The organism is Sediminicola arcticus, from assembly GCF_040566695.1.
Taxonomy (GTDB): domain Bacteria; phylum Bacteroidota; class Bacteroidia; order Flavobacteriales; family Flavobacteriaceae; genus Sediminicola; species Sediminicola arcticus.
Genome location: NZ_JBEXAE010000002.1, coordinates 425,207 through 442,647, shown reverse-complemented (window position 1 = coordinate 442,647; position 17,441 = coordinate 425,207). Strand labels below are relative to the sequence as shown.

At 35.8% G+C, this 17,441-nt stretch carries 18 protein-coding genes; 12 read left to right on the top strand and 6 right to left on the bottom strand.

Annotation, left to right across the window (positions count from 1 at the left end):
* Positions 1-85: 85 nt before the first annotated feature.
* The 6 genes from ABXZ36_RS05790 (at position 86) to ABXZ36_RS05765 (ending at position 6,034) form a co-directional block, all read left to right on the top strand.
* Positions 86-1,156, top strand: coding sequence for a hypothetical protein (locus ABXZ36_RS05790; RefSeq protein ID WP_354614542.1), 1,071 nt, complete (start codon positions 86-88; stop codon positions 1,154-1,156).
* 29 nt (positions 1,157-1,185) lie between these two features.
* Positions 1,186-1,776 carry an L-threonylcarbamoyladenylate synthase gene (locus ABXZ36_RS05785; RefSeq protein ID WP_354614541.1) on the top strand — a complete coding sequence of 197 codons (591 nt, stop codon included), beginning with the start codon at positions 1,186-1,188 and terminating at the stop codon, positions 1,774-1,776.
* Position 1,777: 1 nt separating this feature from the next.
* Complete coding sequence (locus ABXZ36_RS05780; protein ID WP_354614540.1) at positions 1,778-3,202, top strand: CCA tRNA nucleotidyltransferase; 1,425 nt, start codon at positions 1,778-1,780, stop codon at positions 3,200-3,202.
* Between the two features lie 121 nt (positions 3,203-3,323).
* Positions 3,324-4,358 carry a COX15/CtaA family protein gene (locus ABXZ36_RS05775; protein WP_354614539.1) on the top strand — a complete coding sequence of 345 codons (1,035 nt, stop codon included), beginning with the start codon at positions 3,324-3,326 and terminating at the stop codon, positions 4,356-4,358.
* Positions 4,359-4,385: 27 nt separating this feature from the next.
* Positions 4,386-4,880: an IS1096 element passenger TnpR family protein gene (locus ABXZ36_RS05770; RefSeq protein WP_354614538.1), complete on the top strand. Its 495-nt coding sequence runs from the start codon at positions 4,386-4,388 to the stop codon at positions 4,878-4,880.
* Positions 4,881-4,975: 95 nt separating this feature from the next.
* Positions 4,976-6,034: a nucleoid-associated protein gene (locus ABXZ36_RS05765; protein ID WP_354614537.1), complete on the top strand. Its 1,059-nt coding sequence runs from the start codon at positions 4,976-4,978 to the stop codon at positions 6,032-6,034.
* 97 nt (positions 6,035-6,131) lie between these two features.
* Here the strand turns inward: ABXZ36_RS05765 and ABXZ36_RS05760 are convergent, their stop codons facing one another.
* Positions 6,132-7,211 (bottom strand): hypothetical protein, encoded by a 1,080-nt coding sequence (locus tag ABXZ36_RS05760; protein WP_354614536.1) that lies wholly within the window; start codon positions 7,209-7,211, stop codon positions 6,132-6,134.
* A 92-nt stretch (positions 7,212-7,303) separates the two neighbouring features.
* On the opposite strand from ABXZ36_RS05760, the gene ABXZ36_RS05755 reads away from it, so the two are divergent.
* From ABXZ36_RS05755 to uvrB, 3 genes are all read left to right on the top strand, one after another.
* On the top strand, positions 7,304-8,221 hold the full coding sequence (locus tag ABXZ36_RS05755) for an ABC transporter ATP-binding protein (RefSeq protein WP_354614535.1): 918 nt from the start codon (positions 7,304-7,306) through the stop codon (positions 8,219-8,221).
* A gap of 46 nt (positions 8,222-8,267) precedes the next feature.
* On the top strand, positions 8,268-9,101 hold the full coding sequence (locus ABXZ36_RS05750) for an ABC transporter permease (protein ID WP_354614534.1): 834 nt from the start codon (positions 8,268-8,270) through the stop codon (positions 9,099-9,101).
* A 147-nt stretch (positions 9,102-9,248) separates the two neighbouring features.
* The gene (gene uvrB, locus ABXZ36_RS05745; RefSeq protein WP_354614533.1) at positions 9,249-11,237 is read left to right on the top strand and encodes an excinuclease ABC subunit UvrB; all 1,989 of its coding nucleotides are present in this window, start codon (positions 9,249-9,251) and stop codon (positions 11,235-11,237) included.
* A 152-nt stretch (positions 11,238-11,389) separates the two neighbouring features.
* Here uvrB and ABXZ36_RS05740 read toward each other — a convergent pair whose 3' ends face one another.
* Together ABXZ36_RS05740 and ABXZ36_RS05735 are read right to left on the bottom strand one after the other, a co-directional pair.
* Positions 11,390-11,815, bottom strand: a complete 426-nt coding sequence (locus ABXZ36_RS05740; RefSeq protein WP_354614532.1) for an Hsp20/alpha crystallin family protein — start codon at positions 11,813-11,815, stop codon at positions 11,390-11,392.
* A 125-nt stretch (positions 11,816-11,940) separates the two neighbouring features.
* Entirely contained in the window at positions 11,941-12,342 is a 402-nt protein-coding gene (locus ABXZ36_RS05735; protein WP_354614531.1) for a TerB family tellurite resistance protein, read from the bottom strand.
* Positions 12,343-12,487: 145 nt separating this feature from the next.
* On the opposite strand from ABXZ36_RS05735, the gene ABXZ36_RS05730 reads away from it, so the two are divergent.
* Positions 12,488-12,871 carry a DUF1456 family protein gene (locus ABXZ36_RS05730; RefSeq protein ID WP_354614530.1) on the top strand — a complete coding sequence of 128 codons (384 nt, stop codon included), beginning with the start codon at positions 12,488-12,490 and terminating at the stop codon, positions 12,869-12,871.
* 42 nt (positions 12,872-12,913) lie between these two features.
* Here ABXZ36_RS05730 and ABXZ36_RS05725 read toward each other — a convergent pair whose 3' ends face one another.
* The 3 genes from ABXZ36_RS05725 to ABXZ36_RS05715 form a co-directional block, all read right to left on the bottom strand.
* Positions 12,914-13,261 (bottom strand): hypothetical protein, encoded by a 348-nt coding sequence (locus tag ABXZ36_RS05725; RefSeq protein WP_354614529.1) that lies wholly within the window; start codon positions 13,259-13,261, stop codon positions 12,914-12,916.
* A 211-nt stretch (positions 13,262-13,472) separates the two neighbouring features.
* A complete protein-coding gene (gene sucC / locus ABXZ36_RS05720; RefSeq protein ID WP_354614528.1) occupies positions 13,473-14,666 on the bottom strand; it encodes an ADP-forming succinate--CoA ligase subunit beta in 1,194 nt (397 codons plus the stop codon).
* Positions 14,667-14,748: 82 nt separating this feature from the next.
* Positions 14,749-15,387: an LON peptidase substrate-binding domain-containing protein gene (locus ABXZ36_RS05715; RefSeq protein WP_354614527.1), complete on the bottom strand. Its 639-nt coding sequence runs from the start codon at positions 15,385-15,387 to the stop codon at positions 14,749-14,751.
* Positions 15,388-15,548: 161 nt separating this feature from the next.
* On the opposite strand from ABXZ36_RS05715, the gene lysA reads away from it, so the two are divergent.
* Positions 15,549-16,790 (top strand): diaminopimelate decarboxylase, encoded by a 1,242-nt coding sequence (lysA, locus tag ABXZ36_RS05710; RefSeq protein WP_354614526.1) that lies wholly within the window; start codon positions 15,549-15,551, stop codon positions 16,788-16,790.
* A gap of 61 nt (positions 16,791-16,851) precedes the next feature.
* Positions 16,852-17,385, top strand: a complete 534-nt coding sequence (locus ABXZ36_RS05705) for a thioredoxin family protein (protein ID WP_354614525.1) — start codon at positions 16,852-16,854, stop codon at positions 17,383-17,385.
* Positions 17,386-17,441 lie beyond the last annotated feature (56 nt).

Sequence of the window (17,441 nt, the reverse complement as noted above, 5' to 3'; positions counted from 1 at the left end):
TTAATACTACTTAATTTTGATAACTTTGGAACATGGTAATGCCTATCAAAATAAGCATAAAATAACGACAAATAACTACTTTTCAATGTCCAAGAACATTGCCTTAATTGAATTGACTACCTCACATGAGGAATGCATTTACAGCCAGGTGAAATTTTTAAAGGATGCGGATTATTGCATCACACTAGTCATTCATCCAAAACTACGCAATCAGATCTCATCATACGAATTGCTTATAGATCATTTGGAAATCTATAATTTTGATTCATCCAATTCATTTTTAAAGAACATTCAACAGTTTGCTAAGCTATACAAATTTTTGGTAAGGGAAAATTTCAAGAAAGTGATTTTTAATACGGCTAGTTCCAGAAAAGAAATCATTCTATTAACTTACCTACTCTCTAAAAAGGGTGTGAAATGTTATGGAACCATTCACAATCTAAAAAAATTAAATCATAGTTTTTCACAAAAACTAATCAGCCAAAATATTAAAAAGTATTTTGTGATTAATGATTTTCTTTTGGATGTAATACCAACTAAAGATCAAACTATTTCCTTTGAAAGCTATTATCCAATATTTTTTCCAACTCATGAAATTCAAAAATTAAAAGCTTGTAAGGAGGACCTCTGGATTTGTATTCCAGGTGAACTTGATTACAAAAGAAGAGATTATGATTTGCTAATTGATGTAGCACAAAACATAAACGATGGCCGGGTCAAGTTCATTATTCTGGGAAAGGCAAACAAAACAAAAGAAGAAGTCATTCAATTTTTCACAAGAATAGAAGAATTAAAATTGAAGGAAAATTTTATACTATTTGATTCGTTCATAGAAAATGAAAAATTTCATTCTTTCATCGCTAATTCAGATTATATTATGTCTCCAGTAGATATAAAAACTGATAGTTATCTCAAATATAAAATCACCGGCGCCTATAATCTGGCATTTTCATATAGAAAGCCTCTCTTAAGCCATATTAAATTTAAAGTTATAAGCGACTTAGAAGAAAACTCCATTTTCTATAATGATAAGGCGGACCTAGAAAAAATTATAAACGATTTATTAGAAGATAGACTTTTGAAAAAAAGTATTTATAAAAACCCTAAGTGGGACTATACCTTTCAAAAAGATAACTATTTAAAACATATTAACTAATTAACTCAAAAAAAACAATCCCAAAAATAATGGCTACAAAAACAACTCCTTCTGAAAATTTCGGAGATGAATTAAATAAATGTTTAGAAGTACTTGCCAATGGTGGCATAATCGTTTACCCAACTGATACCATTTGGGGCATTGGTTGCGATGCCACCAATGCCGAGGCGGTCTCAAAAATATATGCTTTAAAGAAAAGAGCTAATACCAAAACGATGATCTGTTTGGTATCCAATGACTTTATGCTAGAGCAACACATTCAAAAAGTACCCGATGTTGCTTATGATATCATAGATTTAGCTACCAAGCCCACCACCATCGTGTATGACCATCCTAAAGGAGTGGCAAAAAACCTCGTTGCCGAAGATGATACCTTAGCCATTCGCGTAGCATCGGACAAGTTCTGCCAATACCTTATTCAAAAATTAAAAAAACCATTAGTTTCTACCTCTGCAAATCTTGCAGGCGAACCCATCCCTACAAGTTTCAAAGAAATAAGCCCTGAGATTTTAAAAGGTGTTGACTATGTAGTAAATTTGGTCCGCGATAAAGAGAAAAGCACTCCCTCATCCATAATTAAACTCGGCAATGATGGAATTGTAAAAGTGATCCGAGAATAAAATGACGCATCAGAACCACAGAAAAGCATTACAAGACCCCATATTTAACGTTTTAGCTGAAGCTGCCAAAGAATTAGACATCAAATGTTATGTCATTGGAGGATATGTGAGGGACTATCTTCTACAACGAGGAACTCCCAAAGACATAGATATCGTTGCAGTTGGAAGTGGCATAGAGCTGGCAAAAAAAGTAGCAAGTAAATTGTCTGGAAAACCAGAGATTACCGTTTTCAAAAATTTTGGGACGGCAATGATAAAAAATAATGGCATTGAATTAGAGTTTGTAGGTGCCAGAAAGGAAAGTTATCATCACGACAGTAGAAAACCTGTTGTAGAGGATGGAACTCTAGAAGACGATCAAAAAAGACGAGATTTTACTATAAATGCCTTGGCTATTTCCTTAAATGAGGATGATTACGGTACTTTATTAGACCCGTTTGAAGGTGTTTTAGATTTGGAAAACAAGTTGATACGTACCCCTCTTGATCCCGATATCACCTATTCCGATGATCCTCTTCGTATGATGCGTGCTATCAGATTTGCCTCTCAGCTAAAATTTACGATCTATCCAGAATCCTTAAATGCCATTGAGGAAAACAAAGAGCGTATTCTGATTATTTCAAAAGAGCGTATTGTTGACGAACTCAACAAAATTCTTTCGAGCTCAACCCCTTCATTAGGACTTGGTCTCTTGCACAAGACAGGGTTAATGGAATATATCCTACCCGAATTAACTGCCCTTCAAGGGATTGAAGAAATTGAGGGCCAGCGCCACAAAGATAACTTTTGGCATACCCTAGAGGTTGTGGACAATATTTCCAAGCATACCGATAATGTTTGGTTACGATGGGCTGCGCTATTACATGATATTGGAAAGGCACCAACAAAAAAATTCGATAAAAAAGTTGGGTGGACCTTTCACGGGCACGAGTTTGTCGGATCTAAAATGACCTATAAATTATTCAAAAGGTTACGTCTTCCTTTGAACGATAAAATGAAATTTGTTCAAAAAATGGTTCTAATGAGTTCTAGACCTATTGTGCTTTCAGAAGACTTTGTAACCGATTCAGCCGTACGCCGCCTTGTTTTTGATGCCGGTGATCATGTTGAGGATCTTATGACCCTATGTGAAGCCGATATCACAACCAAAAATCCTAAGAAACAAAAACAGTATAAGAATAATTTTAAAATTGTACGTCAAAAAATAGTAGAAGTTGAAGAACGAGACCACGTACGAAATTTTCAACCCCCGGTAAGTGGAGAGGAAATTATGGAAACTTTTGGACTCAAACCTTCGAAAGAAATTGGAACCATTAAAGATGCCATTAAGGAAGCCATCCTAGAAGGAGAAATCCCAAATGAATATGAGGCTGCTAAACTATTTATGATTCAAAAAGGCAAGAAGATGGGCCTAAAGAATGGGTAATACAATAACCCTACAGTAAGTCTTTCTTGTTTTCTTTATTGAAATTTTTGTTGAATAATAACATAATAATATTAAACAACAAACAAAACTATAGTAATTTTGTACATTCTTAATTGTTACTATGCACAAGTATTTTAGAAAAATAGCAAAAATAGCCTTGGCCTTGGTTTATTTGGTCATCATAGCCGGTACAGTTGTACGCATGACGGGTAGTGGAATGGGTTGTCCAGATTGGCCAAAATGTTTTGGATATTACATTCCTCCAACAAATAGTATAGATCTTCAATGGCAACCCTATAAGGTTTTCAAAAAAGGTCAGGTCATTATTGTGAACGAAAATTTAAAGGTAGCAAAAGACGATTTTAAAACGCCAAATAGGTACACTGAAAATAATTGGGAGACATACACAAAACACGATTATGCCATTTTTAACCCCTTACATACTTGGATAGAATTCATCAACAGACTTTTGGGTGCTTTGGCCGGATTAGCGACACTAGTCCTGGCCGCAATTTCTTTTAGCCATTGGAAAAAAAACAAATTAGTCCCAATTTTATCATGGCTTGTTGTATTTGGAATGGGATTTCAGGCCTGGCTTGGAGCCACAGTTGTATATTCTGTATTGCTACCATCAAAAATTACGATTCATATGGTAATGGCATTAGTTATTGTGGCAGCACTACTCTATCTTATTCATATTTCAGGAACCAAAATAAACAATAATAAGGCTAATAAGACCTTGACAAAACTTTTGGCGTTAGCATTAGGCATTACGATGGTACAAATTATTATGGGAACACAGGTAAGACAATTTGTGGATGAACAAATAGATGTTTTTGGCGAGTCTGCCAAGGATTTGTGGCTTCAGGATCCCACTCTTATATTTTATATACACCGGTCATTTTCTATCTTGGTGGTTCTTCTTAATGCGTTTATAATCTATCGCGTATTTAACTTAAAACTCGGATATCCAAAAATCACTTGGGTCATGGCTCTCATATTATTAGAGGTTTTTTCTGGGATCCTCATGGTATATGTAGATTTCCCTTTTGGAAGTCAACCCATCCACTTAATGTTAGCTGCCCTTTTGTCCGGGGTACAATTCTATTTGGTTTTGGAAGCAACAAAAGCAGGTAAAACGTTGAAAACTTTGTAACTTTGCCCTTTGTTAAAAGCTATTATAATGATTTATAAGATACGAGTAATTCTAGATGCGGAAGATGATGTCTTTAGGGATATCGAAATAGAAGGAAATAGAACACTTGAAGAATTTCACAATACCATAACCCAATCCTTTGGGTTTTTGGGTAGTGAAATGGCCTCCTTTTACACCTGCGATGATGAATGGAACCAAGAAGAGGAAATTGCACTTTCTGATATGGGAGACGATGGTTCTGAATTGCGTTCCATGCAAGAAACACAGATAGAGAATCTACTTACAGAAAACACGCCTAAACTAATTTATGTCTATGACTTTTTAAGCATGTGGACCTTTTTTGTTGAATTGGCCGATATCGTAGAAAAAGAAGATGGTAGGGCCTATCCAAATGTGTTGTTCAGTTTTGGTGAATTACCTGATTCCCCTCCAGAGAAGAATTTTGAATCTGATCCAATGTTCGATTTTGATGACACCCTAGACAATTATGAAGATTTGGATTTTGATGAAAATTGGAACTAAGTTTTAATCCTTTTCCAAAATAATAAATACAATCACTGACTTAATACATACCTTTCCTTAATTAGAGGAATAAACTACTTCTATATAGACAACATATGATTAATCTATACGCTACCCAAATTGAGAGCATCTCCTTGCACCGTGTTGGAAATAAGAACAAAGGAGAAGGGGTTTTTTTGTCATCAGAACCTTTTGCCCTGAATGATGAAACTACAGGTCTTTTAAAGGAATATTTCTTTAAGCCTTTTAGGGAAAAAGAAGAAAACTATTTTAAGTTCAGGGATGAGGTGGATTTGGAATTCAATGAAATTTATAAAATTATTTCCGAAGTTTTTAATGATCCTAGCTGTGCACATGCCAATTCTAAAAAGATTGCCACCTATCTGTTTGAACAATCAAATCACCCACATATAAAGAGCGGAGAAATTTATATTGCCTACCTGACCGATTTACTTTTAGATAATAAAAAGGTACATGCCATTGGGGTTTTTAAAAGTGAGCTGAAAAACGATTTCCTTCAATTTGAAGAAAAGGGGAACAATTTAGATATTATCATACAACAAGGAATCAACATCAACAAGTTAGACAAAGGATGTCTTATTTTCAATACAGAAAAAGAGGAAGGCTTTAAAATTCTCTCAGTAGACAGCAATAGGTATGACACTAAATATTGGCTAGAAAACTTCTTGGGTGTAGAGCCCTTGTCCGATGATAATTTTAAGACTAAAAACTATTTAAAATTTTGTCAGAATTTCGCCAAGGATGTTGTGTTACCAGCCGAGGACAAACAACAAGAGGTTCTGTTTATGAATAGAGCAGTAAACCATTTTGCAAAAAATGATGCTTTTGAAGAAACTAATTTCTTGAATGAAGTAATGGGTAACCCAGATCTTATACCAGAGTTCAAAAACTATAAAGTAGAGAAAGGACCTAAATACAGTATAGAAGATGTATCTAATTTTGATATTGCAAATAAGGCCGTTTCAGATGCGAGAAGGAAAATTAAAAATGTAATCAATCTAGATACCAATATCCAAATAAAATTAGATTTTATCAACCCTGAGTCGGCTGAGAAATTTGTTGAAAAAGGTTGGGATGAAGAACGACAGATGTACTACTATTTGGTTTATTTCAATAAAGAACAAAAAAGTTAGGAGATTTTATCTAGGTATATTTTAAATAACAGAAAGGGTGCCTACTTAGTAGGCACCCTTTCTGTTATTTATGCAAACTTTATTTAATTCAGAATTTCTACACTCGTATTCTGTTTTCCAATATCTGTTTCATACTTACATCTTCATAATTTCTTTTGACAAATTCCAATGCATTACTCAGCACCTGCCCCATGGTTCTGCATGATTTTAACTTTGGATCATACGTGATTTCATAGATTTGTTCACGCAACATCTTTACATTTTCCGGGTTGGAAATCTTATCCGTCTTGCAGATGGCCACCAGTTTTTTAATTCTTTTCCCAGAACTAAGTATCCTTTTTGCCACAATGGAGCGTTCCTCTATTTTATATTGATCTATAGAGTGATTCTGTAATTTCTTACGCACCATTTCTACCATCTCAAAATTTTCTTTAAAAAATTGTGGACGATAAACTTTCAGTTTTCCTTCAAAACACTGCTGATCAAAGTCTATTGCCCTAATCTTATAAACCACGTGATCAAAATCATGGGTAGGCACGATCACATAATTGTAAGAACGCATATCTCCAAGCAGACGAATCATGCATCTTTCATTGAATTTCACAAATTCCTTCGCCAATTGAGCCTTCTCGGATTCTGTACAATTTGGCAACATTTCCTTGATAAATACATCTCCTGGAATCCCAGCTATATGTTCTTCTATCAACGTATCCTTATACACTAAAAAATTGAGATTATAAGGGGATAGCATATGCTCTAATTCCAAGCCATAAACTCTAGAGGCATCCGTTTTCTTTATGTAGAAATACGTGAAATTATCATTTAGTATATTCCTAATTTTTATACGAAATGGCTTAGAATTCCCAAACGTACAATAGTCGACCCCGTCCACATTTAAATATTGCATAATATTCTCATTCCCATCTGAATGCAGAATGGAATAGACTTTTTTTAAACTTAAATCTATTTCTTGACGTTCGTACTCCGAGTAGTAAACCCTAATCCACAAAGTATCCACCTCGTTTTTATCATAAACCACAACAGATCCATTGAAGCGCAATAGATCGTCGTAAAAAATAGGGATTTCTATTTTTCTACTATAGTGATGTAAATAGGCATCTAACTTATCACATATGGGAAAAGCTGGCTTCTTCTTTGACATTAATCGTTCCGACATACTAGGCTTATAATTTTTAGGGATGTTTTATTGTAACAAATTAGGGATTTCTTCGTCAAGTTACTATAAACAATGCAAAAACCAAACCGATTTTGGAAACCATACTCTCTGTAAGCCATTTGACAAAAAAATTTGGACATCTCACCGCTGTAAACGACCTATCATTTACCATTGAAAAAGGAAATGTTTACGGAATTTTAGGCCCCAATGGAAGCGGAAAATCAACAACCTTGGGAATTGTATTAAACGTTGTTAATAAATCCAGCGGTTCTTTTGAATGGTTCAACGGAGGTGTTTCCACACATGACGCCCTAAAGAAGGTTGGGGCAATCATAGAGCGTCCAAATTTTTATCCGTACATGACGGCAGCTCAAAACCTAAAGCTGGTGTGTAGAATAAAAAATGTCAGCACGGATAAAATAGAGGAAAAACTTGAAATGGTAGGTCTCTTAGATCGAAAAAACAGCAAGTTCCAAACCTATTCCTTAGGTATGAAACAACGCTTAGCGATTGCTTCGGCCCTTTTGAATGATCCAGAAATATTAATATTGGATGAACCTACGAATGGTTTAGACCCCCAAGGGATACATCAAATAAGACAAATCATCAAAGAAATAGCTTCTCAAGGAACCACCATCCTATTAGCGTCACATTTGTTAGATGAAGTTGAAAAGGTTTGCAGCCATGTTGTCATCCTAAGAAAGGGAGAAAAGCTATATTCAGGACCTGTGGACGGTATGTTGGGAAGTCATGGCTTTTTTGAGCTTAAAACAACTGACTTAAAAGCCTTGAATGATTATTTAAGACTAGATTCCCATTTTAACGCTATTAAAGAAGAAAATGGCTTAATCACTGCATTTCTATCTGAAGATCTTGCTCCCGAAGAACTGAACAAACAACTTTTCAAAAAAGGTATTGTGCTGTCCCATATGGTAAAAAGAAAAGAAAGCCTTGAGGAACAGTTTTTAGCCTTAACAAAAAACACACCAGCGTTAGCCAATACCAAGTAAAGAAAAAACACCAACTACCATTTGCATTAAATCAACTGACTTGATTATGAAAAGATTGTTAGAAATAGAATTTATTAAACTGTGGAACAATAGAGCCAGTAAGGCTCTGATCATTTCCTATTTTATACTTCTTACCTCCATTGCGTTAATAGCAGCAGTAAAATTTGATATTGGTCCGGTTAAGTTTCATCTGGCAGAACAGGGAATCTTCAATTTTCCATATATCTGGCATTTCAACACTTATATCACCGCCATCTTTAAATTATTCCTAGCTATAGTCATAGTGTCGATGATGGCGAATGAATATAGCAACAAAACAATCAAACAAAACCTTATCGACGGGCTCTCTAAAAAAGAGTTTGTACTATCAAAATTCTTAACGGTTATTTCCTTTTCTCTAGTTTCTACCATTTTTGTCTTTGTGGTATCTTTGATTTTGGGTCTCGTCTATTCAGATTATAATGAAGTTTCTATCATTTTTTCAGAGTTAGAATATTTATTTGCCTTTTTTATAAAATTAGTAGGCTTCTTTTCCTTTTGTCTCTTTTTAGGCATTTTAGTGAAACGGTCTGCCTTCGCCTTAGGCTTTTTAATTCTCTGGGCTATTTTTGAAAATTTAGGAATCCGTTTTCTCGTTTGGGGACTTATCGGCAAAGATGCATCCGATAAAGTAATGGATTTTCTTCCTTTGGAATCCATGTCCAATTTAGTAAAAGAACCATTCTCCAGACTGGGTGCCGTCCAATCTGTGGCCAAACAGATTGGTGAGAAATTTAATATGGACTATGTAGTGCACTGGTATGAAATACTCATAGTGCTGTTCTGGACCGCTTGTTTTATATATGGATCCTACGCCCTATTGAAAAAGCGAGATTTATAATTCTAGGAAAAGAAAAGCCTTTCAATACATTTGGATAAAATCTTTTCTCTTAGGCAAGTTTTTTAAAAATCCTTTAGCTTACAAACTATACGTTAAAATTAGTTCTCTTCGACAGAATTAACCATCCTTCTTTCGTAATTTTACAAGATGAAATTCAAAGTAGTATCGGAATTTAAACCTACCGGAGATCAGCCCAAGGCCATACAGGAATTGGTAGAAGGAATTGATTCCAAAGAACAGTATCAAACACTTTTAGGGGTAACAGGATCTGGAAAAACATTTACTGTTGCCAATGTTGTCGAAGCTGTTCAAAAGCCTACTTTGGTTTTGGCACATAACAAAACTTTGGCAGCCCAGCTGTATTCGGAATTCAAACAATTCTTTCCAGAGAATGCCGTAGAGTACTTTGTTTCGTATTACGATTATTATCAACCAGAGGCATATATTCCTACTTCTGGTACTTATATTGAAAAAGATCTCTCCATTAATGAAGACATAGAAAAGCTGCGATTAAGTACTACCTCCTCCCTACTTTCAGGTCGTAGAGATGTTTTGGTAGTGGCTTCAGTCTCTTGTTTGTACGGTATAGGAAACCCGGTAGAATTTCAGAAAAATGTTATTGCCATCCATAAGGACCAGGTTATTTCTAGGACAAAATTTTTACATCAACTCGTGCAGAGTCTATATTCCAGAACCACAGCCGATTTCAGGAACGGTAATTTCAGGGTAAAGGGAGATGTTGTAGATGTATTCCCCAGTTATGCAGACTTCGCCTTTAGAATTCACTTTTTTGGTGATGAGATAGAGGAAATAGAAGCATTTGATCCTTTTAAGAACAAGGTGGTGGAGGTATATGAAAATCTAAATATTTACCCTGCAAATATGTTCGTCACCTCCCCTGATATCCTGCAGAATGCCATTCATCAGATCCAAGATGATCTCATGAAGCAGATCGCCTATTTCCAAGAAATTGGGAAACCGCTGGAGGCCAAACGCTTGGAAGAACGAACCAATTTTGATTTGGAGATGATCAGGGAATTGGGCTATTGCTCTGGTATTGAAAACTACTCCCGATATTTGGACGGACGGCAAGCGGGTACCAGGCCTTTCTGCCTACTAGATTATTTTCCTGATGACTATTTAATGGTGATAGATGAAAGTCACGTTACCTTACCTCAGGTACATGCCATGTACGGTGGGGACCGCTCTAGAAAGGTCAACTTGGTGGATTATGGATTTAGATTACCTGCCGCCATGGACAACAGGCCTTTAAAATTTGAAGAATTTGAGGCCTTACAGAACCAGACCATTTATGTAAGTGCCACACCAGCAGACTACGAGTTAAAATTAAGTCAAGGGGTGTATGTAGAACAGGTCATTCGCCCTACAGGGCTATTGGATCCAATTATTGAAATACGTCCCAGCCAAAACCAGATCGATGATCTTGTGGAAGAGATACAACTACGGGTAGAAAAAGATGAAAGGACCTTAGTGACGACATTGACCAAACGTATGGCAGAGGAACTAGCCAAATACCTAACCAGGATCAATGTGAGATGTCGCTATATCCATAGCGATGTGGATACTTTAGAACGGGTGGAAATCATGCAGGATCTGCGTAAAGGTGTTTTTGATGTACTTATTGGTGTAAATCTTTTAAGGGAAGGATTGGATTTACCTGAAGTATCCTTAGTAGCCATCCTAGATGCCGATAAAGAAGGATTCCTCCGTAGTGCTAGATCTTTAACACAGACCGTTGGAAGGGCAGCCAGAAATCTTAATGGTCGTGCTATTATGTATGCAGACAAGATTACGAACAGTATGCAAAAAACGATAGATGAAACCAATTATAGAAGGGAAAAACAAATAGCCTACAATACCGAACACAACCTAGTGCCCATGGCACTGAACAAAAGTTTGGATAATGCTCTTACAAAAAACTCTGTCTCTGCCTACCATTTTGAAAAAGAAGAAATGAGGGCTGCAGAACCAGATCTAAAATATATAACTACAGAGCAGAAGGACCAAATCATTAGAGACAAAAGAAAGGCCATGGAAAAAGCAGCCAAGGAACTGGATTTTATGCAGGCAGCCAAATTAAGGGATGAGATAAAAATGCTACAAGAACAGGAATAATTAAAGACACAGGGATAACTCAAGAAATTAATCAATCATACCAATTTCCTTGTCTTTCTTATTCTAAACAGTTCTCTTTTCACAATTAAAAAGGCACCAAGGATGAACATGGTGCCTTTAGAAACAAACTAACTAAACCAACCTAAAGTTATTTAAGCAATCTCAATCATTCTTTTTGCTTTTGGCAAGGCCTCTTCCTTTTTTGGAAGAATAAATTTCAAAATCCCATCTTTATAAGATGCATTAATATTCTCAGAATCAACGGTGTCTGGCAAAGTAAATGCCCTTTTAAAGGAAGAATACGTAAATTCTCTTCTTGTGAACTGTTCTTCTGACACATTCTCTTCGTGCTTGATCTCTGAAGAAACAGTAAGGACATCGTGTTCCATTTCTATGTTAAAATCTTCCTTCTTTCTACCTGGAACAGCTAATTCCAACTCAAAATTAGTCTCACTTTCTTTAATGTTCACAGCTGGAACTGCGCTGTTGTAATTGTCTAAACCTCCAAACCAATCCGGTTTAAAAATTTCATTCATTAAAGAAGGAAAAAGTGGGTTATTTCTTTTAATTGTGCTCATGATTATCAATATTTTAATTAGACTTTTAGTGCTTTTTTAGTCTAAAATCAAAATATGTACCAATACATAAAAAACGACATTTTGTCATTTTATCTCAAACAAAAAGCGACATAATGTCGCTTTTATCAATTATAGTGGATTTTAAATATGTTAATGAGAATCTCTGGAGGAATAATTTTGTCAGGATATCTATGCATGATAGTAAGCACTTGTTCAATTGCGGATGGCGGCAAACCCATTCCCAATCCTATATTGTGCAAAAGAGCCACTTCCAAGGAGGAATCGGAACTATCTACATTCATTAACAAAACTAATCTGTGGAACTGAAGTATTCTTTCAGCCTCTGACTTCAAAAATACAGGCATAGCAGTTTTACCAAACAAGGAATCAAAGGTTTGTTTATCTACCCCTAACTGATTTGCTACGTTAAGTAAAAAATTATATTCTTCCGTTTTAACTGAATGGTCTACTCTTGCAAATGCTATCATTTCAGAGAGAATGCTCAATTTTTCTTCAAAAGTGCTCATACATTTCTGTTTTAGAACTAGTTTACTGAATAACAACACCTTTCATAACTAAAAAAATGACGCCTTTCGTATAAAACAAAGCAAAATATTATTGGACAAACACCATAAAACTTATTTGTAGTACCTTGCAAAAAATTAATATTTCATGACCAATAACGACATCTTTAAGAAACTCAGAGTGGCACTAATGCTCCGTGATGACGAAATAGTTGAAATCTTGAAGTTGGTAGATTTTAAAATTTCAAAAAGCGAAATAGGCGCCCTTTTCCGAAAAGAGGACCACCCAAAATATGTAGAATGCGGAGATCAAATATTGCGTAATTTTCTAAATGGCCTGGTGATACACCTTAGAGGAACAAAGGAAAATCCAAAAATTCCCAAAGAAGTCATTTACAACGCTAAAACAGTAGAATCCCAGCCGACCAAACCAATCCCAGAACCCCCCTCAAAACCTGCCTATAAAGGACCGAAGAAAGAGAACATTCCGGATATCAGTTATGTAAAGTATAAAAACAAAAAAAAATCCTGAATTAATTCAGGATCTTTTTTTGCTAATTCTACTGACAAGTCCTTAACTGATCCTTACTTGTACGACGTAAATTTGACCTTCCTCGAAGCCGTTCACACTTACTTTCTCATAATTCAATCTACTCTTAACGAAAGACTCTAAGAGTTCATCTTGAGTAGCAACCGACAAAACTACAATTTCACTTTCCTTATTCAAGGTAAACCGTACTTGAGCCAACAGGTCATATCCTTCATTGGCAAATGAATTTTCTTTCATCAACTCTCCTATTTGAAGAGTCAATTTTTTTTCTGGATCCACATTGGTATTGGATACCAAGCTAGGATCATTCGCGAAAACATTACCGATGGAAAATAGCATTGCAGCTATCAAAATTAAACTGATTTTTCTCATGACTTTTTGATTATTGATTAATGATGATTTAAAAGAAAGACGATCCTAAATAAAAAATGTTACACATATCCGTCATTTTATTTCAATGAACATCAAAATTGTATTTCAATCAAGATCAGAAGCAATGAAAATAATAGCATTAAAAAACTTGAAAACAACAAAAGGGCCATGTTTTACAACATGGCCCTTCAATATATTATAAAAAGAATACTTATGCCAGAACAGCTTTTACCTTATCTGCCGCCTCTTGGAACTGAACCGCTGAATCTACGGCCAATCCTGAATTATCTATGATTTCTTTAGCCAATTCTGCATTTGTGCCTTGTAAACGAACTATTATAGGCACCTTTATCGAATCTCCCATATTCTTGTAGGCATCTACAATACCTTGTGCAACCCTGTCACATCGAACAATACCTCCAAAGATATTGATTAGGATAGCTTTTACATTGTCATCCTTTAGAATGATACGGAAAGCTTCCTCGACACGTTTGGCATCTGCGGTACCTCCCACATCCAAGAAGTTAGCAGGTTCACCACCGGCCATTTTAATTAAATCCATGGTGGCCATTGCCAAACCTGCACCGTTCACCATACATCCAACATTTCCATCAAGATCAACATAGTTAAGGCCTACAGCCCTAGCTTCAACCTCGATAGGGTTCTCTTCCCTTAAATCGCGCATCTCTGCGTACTGCTTTCTTCTGTACAATGCATTATCATCAATGGACAGCTTGGCATCTACAGCCATGATCTTATCATCAGAGGTCTTAAGCACTGGATTAATTTCAAACATATTGGAGTCACTTTCCACATAAGCTTTATACAAAGAAGTGACAAATTTGGTCATCTCCTTAAAAGCATTTCCAGAAAGCCCAAGATTAAAGGCTATTTTCCTAGCTTGAAATGGCATTAAGCCAACAGCAGGATCTATTTCTTCTGTAAAAATCAAGTGAGGCGTTTTTTCAGCTACCTCTTCAATATCCATTCCACCTTCGGTAGAATACATAATCATATTTCTTGCAGTACCTCTGTTCAAAAGAACGGATACATAAAATTCAGAAGTTTCACTTGCTCCAGGATAGTAAACATCCTCTGCAACCAATACTTGGTGTACTTTTTTACCTTCTGCTGAGGTTTGAGGAGTAACAAGGTTCATCCCTATTATTTTTCCTGCTATTTCTTCTACTTCTCTCAAGTTTTTGGCAAGTTTTACACCACCACCTTTACCTCGTCCACCAGCGTGCACTTGTGCTTTAATCACATGCCAACCTGTACCAGTTTCCTCGGTAAGTTGTTTTGCTGCCTCAACGGCTTCCGCTGCATTGTGTGCCACGATTCCACGTTGGATACGTACACCAAAACTTGCTAAAATTTCTTTTCCTTGATATTCGTGAAGATTCATATGTAAAGGGTATCTTTTTGTTCAACAGCAAAAATAGGAAACCCTAGGTAATTACCCTAATGAAAAAGAAAACATCGATGTATTATATTTTAAAATCCTTAAAATCTAAGGGATCAAAATTTTTAAAATGTCCGTTCATCTCAATGACATCTTTCATCTGGTTTACTTGTTTCAAAACCTCGGTAGTAGTGGTCAGATGTGATCTTATATATAGTAACCTCTCGCTTTCATGTGTCATTTTCAACAAGTGAAACTCTTGCTGCAACGTAAGGCCGATCTTATGGATGAGTTTATACAAGGATAGATCTCCCTTGTAAATATGATCAAAAGGAATATCCATTAATTGGTACAGTATCTTAATAAAATTTGTTACTGCCTCACGCTGCATTGGCAGTCCATCTTCCACGTAATCTACAAATGACACAATTCCCCCTGCATAAAGTTTTTCATCTAACTCATCATCAAATGTCATCACTTTAAACACCCTTTTGGCATTACAAACAATATCCATTTCTCCATTGGGATATGTGTGTACAATTTCAACCAACTGCATCTCCGTACCATAGGCCACGGTATTATCTATATATACGGGAATACCAAAATTGATAGCCTCTGCCAAACAATCTTGAATTAATTGCATGTACCGTTCTTCAAAAATGTGAAGGGCCACTCTTTCACCTGGGAAGAAAACGGATTGCAGTGGGAACATTGGGAGTTTCATAATATTTTTTATTAAAAATAAAGGTTGTAAGCTACAGAGACAAAAAAAAGTGCTATTTTATATTGTTATATATATAACAATTTGTTGTATTTTTCAAAAAGTTATTGTATTTCTTGTCCACATCCTTGAAGTACATTAGCTTTGTGCAAAATATTCAGGTTATGAAGCACTCCGACTTATTAGATATAGCAAAAACATTTGGAGATCCAGTATACGTTTATGATTCAGAAAAAATCATATCCCAGTTCAATAGACTTACAAACGCCTTTAAGGGTGTTAAGCATTTGCAACTAAACTATGCCGCTAAGGCATTATCCAACGTTACCATTCTAAGATTAATGAACAGTTTAGGCAGTGGTCTGGACACCGTTTCCATACAAGAGGTAAAACTGGGATTACTAGCTGGGTTTAAGCCCGAGTCAATCATTTATACGCCTAACGGTGTTTCTTTGGAAGAGATCGAAGAGGTAGCTGCGTTAGGAGCCCGCATAAATATAGACAACCTTTCCATTTTGGAGCAGTTTGGAAGCAAACACCCAAATATTCCTGTTTGCATTCGTATTAATCCACATGTGATGGCAGGAGGAAACTCCAATATTTCTGTTGGACATATCGATTCCAAATTTGGCATCAGTATTCATCAAATTCCTCATTTGTTAAGAATTGTTGATCTCACTAAAATGAATATCAACGGAATACATATGCATACAGGCAGTGATATTTTGGATATTGATGTCTTCTTATACGCTTCTGAAATTCTTTTTGAAACAGCAAAGAACTTCAGAAATCTAGATTTTATAGATTTCGGAAGTGGATTTAAAGTTCCCTACAAGGATGGGGACATAGAAACCAACATTGAGGAACTTGGACAGAAATTAACTGAAAAATTCAATCTATTTTGCAAAGAATACGGAAAGGAATTGACCTTAGCATTTGAACCTGGTAAATTTTTAGTTAGCGAAGCTGGTTATTTCTTGGCCAAGGTAAATGTGGTAAAACAAACCACTTCTACTGTTTTTGCCAGTGTTGATTCAGGATTCAACCATTTGATACGTCCAATGTTATACGGAGCCACACACTCTATTCTGAATATATCCAATCCACAAGGAAGGGAACGCTATTATTCTGTTGTGGGATACATATGTGAAACAGATACTTTTGCCAGTAACCGTAGAATAAATGAGATCTCCGAAGGAGATATCTTGTGCTTCAAAAATGCAGGAGCCTATTGCTATACCATGGCAAGCAACTACAATTCCAGATTTAGACCTGCTGAAGTATTATGGCATAAAGGAAAGGCAATATTAATTAGAGAACGTGAAACTTTTGAAGACCTAATTAGGAACCAAGTAGATGCCAAAGACATCTTCAATACTAAAAAGGAAAAGGCTACCGTAAAATAAACATTCGTAATTTACGTTACATTTGGTATACTTATTGGAATAAGGACAAAAAATTACTCGAATGAACTTATATAAATTCTTTAACGCCAAACTCTTGCTATTCATAGCTGTAGCATCTTTTTCGGTTTCCATAACGGCCCAAGAGGTGGAATGGATTTCTTGGGATGTAGCTGTAAAAAAGGCACAAACCGATAAAAAACCAAAGAAAATCTTCATAGATGTCTATACTGATTGGTGTGGATGGTGTAAAAAAATGGATAAGGATACTTTTCAGAATCCCACTGTTGCAGCGTATATGGCCAAGACATTTTATATGGTTAAGATGGATGGGGAAGGCAAAGACCCTATTGAATTTAAAGGTAAAACATATAAGTTTGTCCCACAGGGAAGAACTGGGTATCACGAATTTGCAGCGGCTTTAATGCAGGGCAAATTAAGTTATCCAACTACCATTTTCTTAGACGAACAACTAAATATGTTATCCCCAGTTCCTGGATACCAAAAGCCAGAGCCATTTTTAAACATCGCCCAATATTTTGGTGACAATATTTATAAAGAAAAAGATTGGAACACCTATACGGGTCAAAGCAAATAATTAATTGAAAAATAAAAAAGAAAGCCCAAAACAATGTTTTGGGCTTTCTTTTTTAT